We start from the raw sequence: 13,397 nt of genomic DNA on the forward strand, positions 1-13,397 counted from the left end.
GCCGGCAGAGAATTTGCGGTTTCGAGAAGAAGTTTTGCCTGGCTCATAAGAGAGGTGCGGCTAAAGCGTCCAATTCCAGCAACGCATAAATAAGCGTACTGAAGTTTTTCGTCAAGCCCGGCAAAAGATTTTAGCCTTGCACTGTCGATTTCATAACCGTTCAAATCTTCTTTTACGAGCGAAAGATTTATAAAAGCAGTAAAAATATGCTGAAAAACAGGCGCAGTTCCAGAACCGAAGATTTCTTCAAGTTTTTCGCAATCGCGTTTTTTTATAGTTCCGTCCGCCTTGCAAAGTCCTGGATTTGTGCAGACAAAATTTACAAAGGCAGCAAGCTTTTCCGGCGTAAGCGATGGAGGAACTTCTTCGTTTCGAGTTTCGAGAACAGGCAATGGCAAGAGAATTTTTTTGCTGAGAAGCGGAAGAATTTCATCTTCGAGCATAGGATTTAACGAAATCAGGGTTTTGCGCGTATTTTTGTCGCCGTGGCGGTAAATCAAGAGCCTTTCTTCAAGATTCAAAAGCCTTTCATAAAGTTTTGCAAAATTGATTGTTTTGTCAAAAAAATTGGAAAGTTTTTCGGTTGTCGCATTTGGAATATAATAAACAGCGGCAAGAATTAAAATATCGCTTTCGGACAGCAAATTTATGATTGTGCGGCGGTTTTCTTCTTTTCTCAAAAATGCGCCGAGCTGTTCAATAAGCTTTTGTTTGTTGAACGGGGAATGAATTTCGCCCAAATACATTCTAATAAGCTCAAAAAAGTGATTATCCGGCAAAGTAATAAAACTTTCTCTCCAGTCAATTATTCTCTGAACCTTAGGATCAACTTTTATCATTTTATTCCCCCTCAAAAAGTATGTTTTTTTTGATGTTTCTGACGGCATAAATCCGTTCAGCTCAACAACCGCATTTTTTAATTACAGCAATCTGAAAGCACCAGTTCTGTTGAATTGGAAACTCTCACGACGCGGTAAGCATATCCTTGTTCCGCCAGAAATTTCTGACGATTAGAACCAAAGTCTTCCTCGACCGTATTCCGCGTAATCAGCGTAAAAAAACGGCTTTTTCGCTCTTTCGGACGCAGAATTCTGCCAAGACGCTGCGCTTCTTCCTGACGGCTTCCAAAAGTTCCGCTCACTTGAATTGCCATGCTTGCGTCTGGCAAATCAATTGCAAAATTTGCAACTTTTGAAACAACCAGAACACGAATTTCACCAGACCGGAATTTCGCATAAATCTGATCGCGCTCTTCATTTTGAGTTTTTCCAGTTATGACAGGCACTTTCAGCATTTTTGCAATTTCGCCAAGCTGTTCCAGATACTGCCCAATAATCAGAATTTTGTCTTCGGGATTCTCTTTTACGAGTTTTTCAACAATTTTATATTTTTCGGGATTTTCGCTTGCAATCCGATGTTTTTTTCTTAGAGGAGAAACTGCATATTCAAGCTCTTTTTCGCTGCTCAAATCCAGACGCAACTCAATACATTCGGCAGAAGCAATCCAGCCCGTAGCTTCAAGGTCTTTCCACGGAACATCGTAGCGTTTTGGACCAACAAGGCTAAAAACGTTTCCTTCACATCCGTCTTCGCGCACCAAAGTCGCAGTAAGTCCTACACGACGAATCGCCTGAATTTCTGCCGTCACGCGAAAAACAGGAGCCGGAAGCATGTGCACTTCGTCGTAAATTATAAGCCCCCAATTGCGCTGCCTAAAAAGCGCAAAATGCGGATAAGGTCCGTCTTTTTCCGGCCGCCATGTTAAAATTTGATAAGTTGCAACGGTAACAGGCTTTATAACTTTGTTTTCTCCAGTATATTCTGCAATCATATCGCGCGGAAGGTCGGTTTTATCGACAAGTTCTTCAATCCACTGGTGCACAGCAGAAATATTTGTCGTAATAATCAGCGTGCTGGTCTTTAATAAATCCATTACCGTCATGCCGACAACTGTTTTTCCTGCCCCGCAAGGAAGAACAATAGTGCCAAACCCGGTTCCAGGACCTTTGTCGCCAACAAGAGCCACAGCCGCTTCTTTTTGGTAATTGCGAAGTTCGAAAGGGCGCCCAGAATTCGTCACTTTCCGAAGGTTCACTTCCAATGGTTCGCCTTCTGCCAGAGGAACGTCGTCTTTTACAGGCCAGCCAAGTCTCAGCAAGTCCTGTTTTACAGTTCCACGGTCGGTCAAATGCAGCATAAAGCAGTTGTGTTTTTCGTTTTCGGAAACCTTTACTTTTTTATCTTCGCTTATTCCGGAAGGCTCTTCGTACTGACACTCAGTCAGCATTTTTTTTCCAACGCTGCAGGCGGCAATTTCGCGGTAAACAAGAGAACTTTCCGTCACCAAATACAAATATTCTTCCGTAATCTGTTTAGGGTCTTTTTTGCCTTCAGGGTTAGCCGCAGTCAAAGGAACTTCAATTTTCGGACCTTGAACAAGACGAAGTTTTCCAAAACGGCCGGCAGTTTCCAAAATCCACTGCTCGACAGACTGCGGCACATCGTAACGGGAAAATTCTTTAAGAACACCAATCGCCTGTTCTGGTTTAAAGCCTGCGCCGGAGGCATTCCACAAAGAAAGCGCAGTTAAACGGTAAGTATGCAAATGTTCGGGAGACCGTTCAAGTTCGGCAAAGGGAATCAGCGCATTGCGGCATTCGGCTGCGCGCGGAGCATGTACATCAAGAAGCAGAGTTCTGTCACTTTGAACAATTAACGGATTATCAAATTGCATAACAGATTATTCTAGGCGATTAAAAAAGTTTATTCAATCATTCGCAATTGCCTTAATTCGCATTTATCAACCTGTAATCGAAACTTCCAAAAGAGGCGCAACCTTATTCAATTCATCAATAAATTTTGAATAGTCGTTGATTTTTGGAGCGCTCACAGAATAATGGACAATTGTCTGCTCTGTTTCGAGCAGCTGTGTAATATTCACATCGTTAATCACAAAACCTGTTTCAACAACAACTTTCCGCAAATGCGCCATGTCCATTTTTCCGACATTAAAAGTAAGATGAAGCGATTTTGAGCGTCCTGCCGGAAACCATCTTTTTTCAATCTTTTCGAGCAAGACCAGCGACAGAATAAAAACAGCCAAAAGAAAAAACGAAGGAATATAAAGACCTTCTCCAATACAAAGCCCGATTGTCGAGTCCGCCCAAATAACAGCCGCCGAAGTCAAACCTTTTACGTTGAGTCCGGTTTTCATAATTACGCCGGCGCCTAAAAAACCAATTCCGCTGATTACACCGGCAGCAATACGCGCAGTGTCCGCCGCTCCACTTTGAATTGAAATCCATTCAGACAAAATCGAAAGCATAGACGAAGAACAGCAGATTAAAATTAAAGTGCGCATTCCAACAACCTGCTGGCGAAATTTTCGTTCCAGGCCAAAAATAAAGCCTGCAATAAACGACAAAATAATTTTAAACACACAAGAAATAAAAAAATCACTCATAAAAAATCCAAGCAACTCAGGCAGTTATTTTTTTTGAACTTCCCTATTTTTTAAAAATTCCAAATCCCCCGGGAACTTTTGCTCCTGCCTTTATCCAGCTCACTTTCTGTTTTGCAGAAAGTTCCTTTTTTAAGCCGTCAATTTTAGAAAGATATTCGCAAAGCCAGGCCATAAAAGAACTGTCGTTTTTTGAAAGCTCGTTAGAAGAATCACATTCAACCAAAATTGGAATAACGTCGTCCGATTCGCAAACTGAAGCCGCAAAATTTTCAGCAAACGCTCTAAATGCCGCCGAAGCCGAAGCAACAAGAGTTTTAGAAAGAATCCGGTTTTCAAGACGGAGATTTGGATTTTTTACGGCATCCGCTTCATTCACGTTTGGCTTATAGACAAAAACAATTTTTCCGGGATTTTTTTCTAAGCCGGCAATTTTTCGCTGATTAAAGCGCAATAAAAGTTCCGCAGCCAAATATTGATAGCCCAAAACCAATTCGTCGCAGGCACGTGTGCTTTCGGCAGGACCGGGAACTCCAAATTTTGGAGCAAAATATTCTTCATCAAAAATCAAGACCGCTTCGTCAAGATGACCGTTTTTGTTCGATGCAGAAATTAAAAGAGAACGCGAAGAAAGCGCAGAACCTTTATTCCATGCGACAGGATTTGAACCGTCTGCCAAACCAGTATCCGCCGCATCGCTTTCGGCAGTAATAAAAACAGTTCTTTCATGCAAAACAGCAGAAGAAGCTAAATCTTTTCCGGCCGGAACTTCTTTTCCAGCAATAAGAATTGTCTTGTCCATAGATAGAAATTATATCATTACCGGTTATATATGGCAAAGGGCGGATTTTTTTAATATAATTTTATTCATTATGAAACTTTGGATAAAATACTTGATTGCAATAGCTCTTGGACTTGGAGCTGCTTTTATTCTTCCGACAAACAGCCCCGCAATAGCGTCTGTTGTTGCTTCTCTGAGTGAATTTTCTGTCAGATTTGGAAGATACACACTTCTTCCTCTGCTTTTTTTTGGAGTTTCAACTGCTGTCTTTAAATTAAGGAGCACAAAGCTTCTCGGAAAAACAGCGCTTTGGACAATAATTGCAGTTTTTGGAACAACGCTGATTCTTGCGCTTCTCGGTCTTCTTTCTATTTTAATTGTAAAACTTCCTAGAATTCCTATTACTGGCGAAAAAATGGCTTCTCTTCCGACGATCGACCTTAAAACGCTCACAATGCAGCTTTTTCCGTATTCCGGATTTGAAGCGCTGCTGCACGGAGCATATCTCCTGCCTTGCTTTATTTTTGCAGGATTTGCAGGAGCTGGCTGTACGACCGATCAAAGCGCTTCAAAACCTGTAATCTCATTTTTGGATTCTGCGGCAAAACTCTGCTATTCAATTATGTCATTTTTTATCGAATGGCTTTCTGTCGGCATGATTGCAATTTCTGCCTGGTGGATGGTTTCTGCGCGCCAGGTTTTTGCTTCTGGAACATACACTCCTCTTTTTATAATGCTTTTGGCTGATTTTGTTCTCGTGCTTGGATTGATTTATCCGCTTATTCTTTATTTTTTGTGCAACGACCAGCATCCGTATCACGTAATTTACGCCTGCATTACTCCAATAATCACAGCATTTTTTTCCGGCGACTCAAACCTTTCTCTTCAGGTAAATCTTCGCCATGCCCGCGAAAGCCTGGGAGTTCACCAGCCGTCTTCTGACGTTACAATTCCGCTGTTTTCAATTTTTGCGCGCGGAGGCTCGTCTTTAGTCACAACAATCTGTTTTGTTATGATTTTGCGTTCATATTCAAGTTTGGGATTCGCCTTTTTTGATATTCTGTGGATTTTTGGCGCATCGCTTGCAATAAGTTTTGCACTTTCTTCTCTTCCAACAGGAGGAACTTTTGTAGCGCTTACAATTCTCTGCACGATATACAGCCGTGGTTTTGAATCTGCCTATCTTCTTTTGCGTCCAGCCGCTCCTGTTTTTTGCAGCTTTGCCGCAGCATTCGATGCAGTTTCTGCGATTTTCGGAAGCTATGTCGTGGCTGTAAAAACAAGACAGTTTGAACACGTAGAATTAAAGCACTTTATCTAAAAAATATGCGATTTTTGCGGAAAATGAAGTCTTTCCCCACAAAACTTCATTTTCCGCAAGTTTTTTTTATTATCTGTCAAAACGAATATCCGAGCGAATATATTTTTCCCGGAACTGATTAGCCGTACAAGGCCGTCCAAAATAAAATCCCTGGAACTTATCAGGATTGTAAACTTTCAATTTATCAATATCTTCGGCAACTTCAATTCCTTCCATACAAACTTTCAGGTTCAATTCATGCGCCATCTGCGTAATGTGCTTTATAACGTAGCTGTCGCCCTGATCTCCTCCTGTCGCCTTGTGTACAAATGAATAGTCAAGTTTCAAGGTATAAGCGTTAAGATACTGCAAATAGCGCAAATTTGAATAACCAGTTCCAAAATCATCGATGTCAACTCTTAATCCAAGTTTATTGAACCTGTGAACCAAATTTTCCAGTCCATGAATATCGTCCATGTAACCGCTTTCTGTCAGTTCAAGCGTAATATTTTCCGGTTTTACGCCAGAATCCAGCAAAGCCATTTGAACATCTGTCAAAACATCGCTTTTTTTTACCTGAATATATGAAAGGTTTAAGCTCAAATGAAAATCTTTTTGAACTTTATTCCATTCGCAGCACTGCTTAAATCCCGTTTTAAAAAGCCAGCGGCTCACAGGAATTATAAGCCCCGTTTTTTCAAGAATCGGAATAAATTCTTCTGGAGAAACAACACCGAATTCTGGACAAGAATAGCGCATCAGCCCTTCAGCCCCAATCACATTTGTAATTGTTTTGTCTTTGTCCAGATAAATGTTCTTTGCGTCCACAACAGGCTGATAAAAAATCTGAAACCCTTCGTAATTGTTTTTAATTGCAAAACGCAGTTTTTCCTGAAGCTTTAAGTTGCGCTGATGTTTTAGATAATCTGTAGCATTGAACATGGCAAGGTTGTTTCCGCCCTTTTCTTTTGCCACAGAAACCGTAAAATTCGCTTTTTTTAATAAATCGTCAATCTGCACACTGTCCTTAAAAAACGCAACTGCGCCAGCAGAAACCGTAAAAACTTCTTCATAATCAATCCGCTGCTCAGCTTCTACAAGGGAACGTTTTAAATCTTGATAGAACAAGCCCGCATCAACGGCAGTAGCTCCTTTCAGGTTCATGCAGATAAATTCATCGCTGTTTATTTTGTATGCAACTCCAAAGTTTTTTATGCTACGTTTAATAGAATCAGAAATCATAGAAAGAATAAAATCTCCGACACGAGTTCCATGCCGTTCATTTATCTCACCCATTTTATCGACATCGATTTTCATAATAAATCCGCTGAGCTTTTCTTCCTGTTTGTAGACTTTGTCAAAATCCTTTCTGAGCTGAACTTCTGTAGGAAGTTTAGAAATATCGTCAAGCTGAATAATATCGTCGATAATTTCAATTCTTCCGACCAAAATTGATTTTTTTTCTTCACCAAAGCAAACTATTTTTCCGCGCAAATTTACCCAAGTTGAATTATGGCTTTTTGTTAAAGCGCGATAATTTAAATTAAAATTGTCTTTTTTTCTGGAAATTACATCATCCAGTTCCTTAGAAAAAAGGCTTTGATCTTCTTCTGCGACAAGCCTCAGCAAAACATCGGTCGCATGATGAAATTTTTTGCCGGGAAGCTCAAAGATTGCGCCGGCCTGTTCAGAAATAAAAACAGAATTATTTTTTACATCAAGCAAAAACAAAAACGAATCCGTGCAATCGCTCAAAATATCAACAAGAGCTTCAAAAGAACTGAATGAAATGTCTTTAAAATTCTTAACCAAAATAAGACTCCAAAAATAACAGATTTATTATAAATCATAATTTGTTTTTTTTCGCTAATTTTGCGTTTATTTTTTAGTATTTTTTTTGACAGAATTTTATAAAGTTTTTACGGAAAACTCCAAAATCAATAAATTTCAATTTTTAATTGCGTTTTTAAGGTTTTCGGCCATAAATTTCTAAAATTTTTTGGGTATAATTTCCGTCTTCGTCGTAAATTATCAAATCTTCAAGCTGAACTTTTTCATCATCATCAGAAATTTCAGTTTTGTTTTTTTTCGCCAGACTTTTTTTTGCCATAACCAAAACCATTGCCGCGTCTTTTTCCTTAAAAGATTTTACGTTCTGCCAAAAAATATTTTTAAAGCCGAATTTTTCAAGCGCAAAAAAAACGTCTTTCAGTCTTTTAGCGCGATGAATCATAAAAAAACTTCCGCCGCCTTCAAGCAAAAATTCTGCGGCACGAACAACATCTTCAAGACAGCACAAAATTTCCTGGCGGGCAGCCATTTTTGCAAAATTGCCGCTCTGACGCCCCTGAGAAACAACCATATACGGCGGATTAGAAACGACAGCCTGCGCAAAACCGCCTTTTAAATTTTGAGGAATTTTCTTTATATCATCTTCCGAAATTTCAATCCGCTCTTCAAGAGAATTTATTTTTACAGAACGGCGAGCCATTTCTGCAATTTCCGCCTGAATTTCAATTCCCTGAATTTTTACATGCGGTCCGGTTTTTGCAGCAAGAAGAATTGGAATTATTCCGTTTCCAGTTCCAAGGTCAATAAACAAAAAATTCTTGTCCGCCTCAAAACTTTTAATTCTGTTTTTTGTATTTTTTAAGGCAAAATCCGCCAAAAGAACAGCATCAATTCCATAACAGAACTTTTTTTTATTTTGAAAAATTGAATATCCGTCCAAATGAAGTTTATCCAGCCGCTCTGCCATTTATTTTCCGTTTTTTTTCAAATCTTCCTTTATAAGATTCCGTAAACCTTCAACAGCAACGCTTACAGAAAGCTCAGTATCGTGAACCTGCGGATTTGGCAAACCTTTTTTTGCCCTTTCCTGGTTTGCTACAACAAGAAAGCACGAGCCAACTCTTACATGCAAAAAACTTCCTGCAATAAAGAGAGCGGCGCTTTCCATTTCGCTTGCAAGACAGCCCATTCTAAGCCAGGCTTGCCATTTGTTTTCAAGTTCATAGCTTACAGGCATAACTTCCGGCTCATGCTGTCCAAAAAACGAATCCTTGCACTGAACAACACCTGCATGATAAGAAATTTTTTTGTCCTTTGCAGCCTTAATCAGCGCATTTACACATTCAATGTCCGGAACTGCCGGGTACTCAATCGGAGCAAATTCGCGGCTTGTGCCTTCCATTCTTACTGCTCCAGTTGCAATCACAATATCGCCGCTCAAGACATTTTCCTGCATTCCGCCGCAAGTGCCTGTTCTTAAAAAAGTATACGCTCCACATTTTGAAAGCTCTTCAATTGCAATTGCGGCAGAAGGCCCCCCAATTCCCGTCGAAGTAACACTTACCTTTACACCTTCAAGTGTTCCTGTATAAGTCGTAAATTCACGCACATCTGCAACAAGATGAGGATTGTCAAAATGAGCGGCAATTTTTGCGCATCGCTTAGGGTCGCCCGGCAAAATTACATATTTTCCAATATCTTCAGGTCCGACGCCTGTATGGTACTGTTTTCCAGAACCTTCAGCATAATCAACCATAAAATTTCCTCTCAAAAATAAATATCGCCATGCAAAATCCGCATAAACATTCACATTATAACATATTCAGTTGATTTTTCGCCAAAAATTAAAATACAATGTGCGTACTAACAAAAAAATTGGAGGTGCATTTTATGCCAATGATAAATTCAAAAGTGACAGTTTCTCTTCCGCAAGAAAAACGCGACATTTTAAAAGCAGAGCTCGGAAAAGCCGTTGCAATTCTCGGAAAACCAGAAAGCTACCTTATGCTCGGTTTTGAAGACAATTATGACCTTTATTTTGGCGGAAAAAAACTCGAAAAAGGCGCATTTATTTCTGTCGAAGTTTTGGGCGATGTAGACTCTCAGTCAAGTTCAAAAATGAGCGGCAAAATTTGCGAAATTTTTGAAAAAGAGCTCGGAATTCCCGGCGACAAAATCTACATCACCTACAGCGGCTACAAAAACTGGGGATGGAACGGCGGAAATTTCTAAACTAGCCAGTAATTTTATGCAGCCACTTACCGGATTTTATTCTCCAGATTCCGCAGACAGTTTTTAAAATCTGTTCGGTTTCCAGACAAAGCAAAATCTGGTAAGGCTGCAGTCCAAGTTTAAACGAAGCAATGTAACCGAGAGGAATTGCAAAAGCCCACATCCAGCCATTATCAATCAAAGTTCCAAAAATCGTATCTCCGCCCGAACGGCAGATTCCGACAATCAAAAGCATATTAAACGCCCGCCACGGATACAAAAATACGAGGGCAAAAAGCATGGACTGTGCAATTTTTACAATATGCGCATCGACGTTAAAAATAAAAGGAATTAAATAACTCAGCGGAATTAAAAAAAGTCCGATTGCAAAGCCCAAAATCGGGAAAAACCAGCAAAATCTGTGCGTAAAGGCAAGCACGCTTTCTTTTTCGCCAGCGCCAATTTTTTTACCAAGAATAATTGCCGCGGCATTTCCCATTCCAATAAAAACAACCCAGGTTAACTGGCTAATCGTGTTTGTAATGCTGAACGCCGCAAAAGAATCAGTTCCAGTATGGGCAAAAATTGAATTCTGAGTTGAAATTCCAAGCCCCCACAAAGTTTCGCTAAAAATTACAGGCAAACCGACTTTTAAAAGTTTAAGCAGGAAACCTTTTGTGAACGAAGTCATCTCCTTAAAAGAACCAATCGCCTCAAATTTCTTTATGCGTCCGTAAAAAACCGTAATAAAAAATTCAACAGTTCTGGAAATCAAAGTTGCAAGAGCGGCGCCGGCAACTCCCATCTGAGGAATTCCGAGGCTTTCAACACCAAAAATAAAAATTGCGTTTCCGGCAACGTTCAAAACAAAAGAAATTGCGGTTGTTGTCATTGGAAGAATTACATGCTCTGTGCTGCGGTACGCCATTTGGCATGCAAACGAAACAGCCATGAGCGGATAACTCAGAGCGACAATTCTAAGATATTCAGAAGCTTTTTGGATAACAACAGAATCTTTTGTATAAAGTCCGATTAAAAATTCAGGCTTAAAAATTCCAGCAACAGTAAAAGCCAGCGAAACAAAAACGCAGACAATCAGCATAATTCCAAAAGTCTTGCGGATTCCTTTAAAATCTTCCTGTCCCCAAAACTGCGAAATAAAGATTGAACAGCCGGAAGAAACGCCAAAAACAACCATATTCAAAATAAAGAAAATTTGGTTTCCAAGTCCAACAGCGGCAATTTCGACAGAACCAAGCCGTCCGACCATTACAGTATCCATCATATTGACGAAAGTCTGCAAAAGGTTCTGCAAAATAATAGGAATTGCGATTGAAAAGAGAATTTTATAAAAGCCCTTAAGATGATTTTTTTTGAGAGAATTAGAAGAATTTAAAAGTGTCATAGTTAAAAAATGTAATAAACCTAAAAAGCGGAATGTTATATTCTGGCGTCAAAACCAGTCAAGTCGCCTTCGTAATCTATTCCTTTAAACTTAAAGACCAGATTACCTTTTTCATCGTTTGAAATTTGCAAACTTGTCGGAATCCATTCATCGCCAATCTTTACTTCAAAATTGTCGCCGAATTCAATGTTTGTAAAAGGAAAACTCTGTTCATCCTTGGCAATTGCAAATTTTCCGTCAAATTCGTTAAAGACCAGAATTCCTTCCTTTTTTTCCATAAAAAACTCCAGATATTTTTTCTAAACAACTGCCTACAGAATATTAAAAATAACTGTTTTTGGAAATAGAAAACAAACCTGTCTCAAACTTAAAACGGATAATTAAGAGAAGAAACAAAAATGAATTGAATTCAAAGTCAAAGAAACAAAAAAAACGTCACTGCCCCTGCCCGTTCATCGAAATAATCCATTTTAGACGGCGGACAGTTTCAGGAAGACTGTCGCGAATCAGCTTTGTCCGTTTGACCTGCGGATTTAAATTCTCAACTTCTTCCATTAAATCACTCATAACAGGAGGAACAGTTCCAAAAATATCCAAAATTTCGTCCTGCATATAATTTTTATGCGCAAGAGGAGTTTTAAACTGAGACAACTTTTCTGCCGGATAAAATTTGCATGGTTTAAACATAACTTTGCCGTTTTTAGAACGGCTTCCACAGCCGCCAAACAGACGGCAAATGCAGGAACGGCCTCCGTAAATTGTGCAATGATATGAATCATTTTCATCCCAAAACGGACAGCCCTTGTTTTTTTCAAAAGGAAACTTTCCTTCTGCAATCTTATTTGCAGTTTCCGGCTGATTTTCCATAAGCCAAGCCGCCATGTACAAAGCTTCACATTCAAGCAAATCCGGCTCAAAATTCCGGCAGCACTCACCGCAGCCGCTTACGCAGGTAAAACAAGATTTTTCGTACCATTTATTCTGTTCATTAGAAATTTTATTATAAGCATTTTCCATCTGAAAAATAATTTCCGCTTCGTTTGTTCCTTTTAGTTGATTTAAAATTTTTTCAACCATCATTTTTTTACCCATAAAAAAAGCCGTAAAAACGTTGTAACAGGCAGAATAACTGCTCATTACAAGATTCTTACGGCTTCTTTGCCAAATTAAATAAATTTATGCAGGAATAGTAGCGAAATAAAAAGAGTTTTTCAAGGAAAAATTAAAAAAATTACAAAACAATGACGGGCATAAAAAAACCGGTCTTTTTGACCGGTGCAATTTTCGTGAGACTGACACGATTCGAACGTGCGACCTCCACCTCCGCAGGGTGGCGCTCTAATCCAACTGAGCTACAATCTCAAACAGTTTAACAACACTTTGAAGGAAGCGTTCGTTTCTCGGAGGCGACAGGAGTTGAACCTGCCCAGCCCGTAAGGAACTGACGGATTAGCAATCCGTTGTATTACCGCTCTACCACACCTCCAGGCGTCATCAAAAAAAACGGAGCGAGAGGGATTCGAACCCCCGATACATTGCTGTATAACGGTTTTCAAGACCGCCGCCTTCGACCGCTCGGCCATCGCTCCAGTTGATGCTCTATTAAGATATATTTTTTGAATATTTATGTCAAGCACACAAAAGTGTTTTTTTTTGTTTTTTTAAGAAAAGTTGAGATATATTGGACAAAAATAAAGAAAATTGTAATCAAAAGCTTGTTTTTCAAAATAAGAATAACAATTTTTAGTTTAACCCGATTTTTTATAGACTAAAAGCCGGCTGTATGGTTATATTTTAAATATGGATAAAAATAAATTTGTACTATCTGTTTTAGTTGCTGTTATCGGACTTTTAATGTTGCTCAGTCCGCAAACCTTTATTGCCTTTGCAGTAATTATGCTTGGAATTGCTTCTGTTATTGACGGTGTTTTTATAATGGTTGCAACCAGAAACCTTGTTTTAGATCCAGATTATCGCCTTATGATGACTATACGCGGAATTTTAAGCATTGCCGTAGGAACAGTTGCTGTTATTCTGCCTATTGTAACTGCGGCGGTTATATGGAAAATTATGGCCTACGTGCTTGGCGGATACCTGCTTGTTTCTGCAGGACTTGAAGTTTATGGAATTTTAAAGCTTCACCGCAACGGCATTATGATAAAACAGTCTTTAATCGAAACCATCGTCCTTGTAATTCTTGCAATCGCACTTTTTATCATTCCTTCAAAAACGGCAGGCGGCATAATCGTGGGAATCTGCGGCGCAATCTTAATCTTTGCGGGCGTTTTCAGCGCAATTTTGCAGTGGAGAAACCGTCCAATTACAGTTGTTCCTGATTCTGTCGTAACCGAAAATCATGACGATTCAGAACAAACCGATTCCAACGAAAACAACAAAAATATCTAGCCCTAAAAAAAACAGTCCAGAGCTGACAAAAAAAATGGCGCTT

At 39.4% G+C, this 13,397-nt stretch carries 12 protein-coding genes, 3 tRNA genes and 1 pseudogene; 3 read left to right on the forward strand and 13 right to left on the reverse strand.

The window, feature by feature from the left end:
* From B2X33_RS03685 to B2X33_RS03700, 4 genes and pseudogenes are all read right to left on the reverse strand, one after another.
* Positions 1-839, reverse strand: a pseudogene (locus B2X33_RS03685) (hypothetical protein); the annotation flags it as partial.
* Between the two features lie 77 nt (positions 840-916).
* On the reverse strand, positions 917-2,734 hold the full coding sequence (locus B2X33_RS03690; protein WP_296667746.1) for a DNA repair helicase XPB: 1,818 nt from the start codon (positions 2,732-2,734) through the stop codon (positions 917-919).
* A 66-nt stretch (positions 2,735-2,800) separates the two neighbouring features.
* Positions 2,801-3,463, reverse strand: a complete 663-nt coding sequence (locus B2X33_RS03695; protein WP_296667748.1) for an MgtC/SapB family protein — start codon at positions 3,461-3,463, stop codon at positions 2,801-2,803.
* A gap of 43 nt (positions 3,464-3,506) precedes the next feature.
* A complete protein-coding gene (locus tag B2X33_RS03700; RefSeq protein WP_296667749.1) occupies positions 3,507-4,262 on the reverse strand; it encodes a hypothetical protein in 756 nt (251 codons plus the stop codon).
* Between the two features lie 70 nt (positions 4,263-4,332).
* On the opposite strand from B2X33_RS03700, the gene B2X33_RS03705 reads away from it, so the two are divergent.
* Positions 4,333-5,562, forward strand: coding sequence for a dicarboxylate/amino acid:cation symporter (locus tag B2X33_RS03705; RefSeq protein ID WP_296667751.1), 1,230 nt, complete (start codon positions 4,333-4,335; stop codon positions 5,560-5,562).
* A 69-nt stretch (positions 5,563-5,631) separates the two neighbouring features.
* Here the strand turns inward: B2X33_RS03705 and B2X33_RS03710 are convergent, their stop codons facing one another.
* The 3 genes from B2X33_RS03710 to udp all read right to left on the reverse strand — a co-directional run bounded on the left by B2X33_RS03710 (position 5,632) and on the right by udp (position 9,088).
* A complete protein-coding gene (locus B2X33_RS03710; protein ID WP_296667753.1) occupies positions 5,632-7,353 on the reverse strand; it encodes a GGDEF domain-containing phosphodiesterase in 1,722 nt (573 codons plus the stop codon).
* A gap of 154 nt (positions 7,354-7,507) precedes the next feature.
* Positions 7,508-8,299, reverse strand: a complete 792-nt coding sequence (locus tag B2X33_RS03715; RefSeq protein ID WP_296667755.1) for a tRNA1(Val) (adenine(37)-N6)-methyltransferase — start codon at positions 8,297-8,299, stop codon at positions 7,508-7,510.
* Positions 8,300-9,088, reverse strand: a complete 789-nt coding sequence (gene udp / locus B2X33_RS03720; RefSeq protein ID WP_296667757.1) for a uridine phosphorylase — start codon at positions 9,086-9,088, stop codon at positions 8,300-8,302.
* 134 nt (positions 9,089-9,222) lie between these two features.
* On the opposite strand from udp, the gene B2X33_RS03725 reads away from it, so the two are divergent.
* Complete coding sequence (locus B2X33_RS03725) at positions 9,223-9,564, forward strand: phenylpyruvate tautomerase MIF-related protein (protein WP_273066361.1); 342 nt, start codon at positions 9,223-9,225, stop codon at positions 9,562-9,564.
* A gap of 1 nt (position 9,565) precedes the next feature.
* Here B2X33_RS03725 and B2X33_RS03730 read toward each other — a convergent pair whose 3' ends face one another.
* From B2X33_RS03730 to B2X33_RS03755, 6 genes are all read right to left on the reverse strand, one after another.
* Positions 9,566-10,948 carry an MATE family efflux transporter gene (locus B2X33_RS03730; protein WP_296018672.1) on the reverse strand — a complete coding sequence of 461 codons (1,383 nt, stop codon included), beginning with the start codon at positions 10,946-10,948 and terminating at the stop codon, positions 9,566-9,568.
* Positions 10,949-10,983: 35 nt separating this feature from the next.
* Positions 10,984-11,226: a DUF5348 domain-containing protein gene (locus B2X33_RS03735; protein ID WP_296018682.1), complete on the reverse strand. Its 243-nt coding sequence runs from the start codon at positions 11,224-11,226 to the stop codon at positions 10,984-10,986.
* 157 nt (positions 11,227-11,383) lie between these two features.
* Positions 11,384-12,085, reverse strand: a complete 702-nt coding sequence (locus tag B2X33_RS03740) for a YkgJ family cysteine cluster protein (RefSeq protein ID WP_296667759.1) — start codon at positions 12,083-12,085, stop codon at positions 11,384-11,386.
* Positions 12,086-12,235: 150 nt separating this feature from the next.
* Positions 12,236-12,310, reverse strand: a tRNA-Arg gene (locus tag B2X33_RS03745).
* A 39-nt stretch (positions 12,311-12,349) separates the two neighbouring features.
* Positions 12,350-12,434, reverse strand: a tRNA-Ser gene (locus B2X33_RS03750).
* Positions 12,435-12,452: 18 nt separating this feature from the next.
* A tRNA-Ser gene (locus tag B2X33_RS03755) sits at positions 12,453-12,537 on the reverse strand.
* Positions 12,538-12,748: 211 nt separating this feature from the next.
* On the opposite strand from B2X33_RS03755, the gene B2X33_RS03760 reads away from it, so the two are divergent.
* Entirely contained in the window at positions 12,749-13,354 is a 606-nt protein-coding gene (locus B2X33_RS03760; RefSeq protein ID WP_296667761.1) for a DUF308 domain-containing protein, read from the forward strand.
* Positions 13,355-13,397: the final 43 nt, after the last annotated feature.

It is taken from the genome of Treponema sp. UBA785, assembly GCF_002297065.1.
Taxonomy (GTDB): domain Bacteria; phylum Spirochaetota; class Spirochaetia; order Treponematales; family Treponemataceae; genus Treponema_D.

Bases quoted from the DNA above. Each gene is read 5' to 3' on its own strand.
- B2X33_RS03760 (WP_296667761.1), top strand. From the start codon at position 12,749: ATGGATAAAAATAAATTTGTACTATCTGTTTTAGTTGCTGTTATCGGA.
- B2X33_RS03700 (WP_296667749.1), bottom strand. From the start codon at position 4,262: ATGGACAAGACAATTCTTATTGCTGGAAAAGAAGTTCCGGCCGGAAAA.
- B2X33_RS03725 (WP_273066361.1), top strand. From the start codon at position 9,223: ATGCCAATGATAAATTCAAAAGTGACAGTTTCTCTTCCGCAAGAAAAA.
- B2X33_RS03695 (WP_296667748.1), bottom strand. From the start codon at position 3,463: ATGAGTGATTTTTTTATTTCTTGTGTGTTTAAAATTATTTTGTCGTTT.
- B2X33_RS03730 (WP_296018672.1), bottom strand. From the start codon at position 10,948: ATGACACTTTTAAATTCTTCTAATTCTCTCAAAAAAAATCATCTTAAG.
- B2X33_RS03735 (WP_296018682.1), bottom strand. From the start codon at position 11,226: ATGGAAAAAAAGGAAGGAATTCTGGTCTTTAACGAATTTGACGGAAAA.
- B2X33_RS03715 (WP_296667755.1), bottom strand. From the start codon at position 8,299: ATGGCAGAGCGGCTGGATAAACTTCATTTGGACGGATATTCAATTTTT.
- udp (WP_296667757.1), bottom strand. From the start codon at position 9,088: ATGGTTGATTATGCTGAAGGTTCTGGAAAACAGTACCATACAGGCGTC.
- B2X33_RS03705 (WP_296667751.1), top strand. From the start codon at position 4,333: ATGAAACTTTGGATAAAATACTTGATTGCAATAGCTCTTGGACTTGGA.
- B2X33_RS03740 (WP_296667759.1), bottom strand. From the start codon at position 12,085: ATGAGCAGTTATTCTGCCTGTTACAACGTTTTTACGGCTTTTTTTATG.
- B2X33_RS03690 (WP_296667746.1), bottom strand. From the start codon at position 2,734: ATGCAATTTGATAATCCGTTAATTGTTCAAAGTGACAGAACTCTGCTT.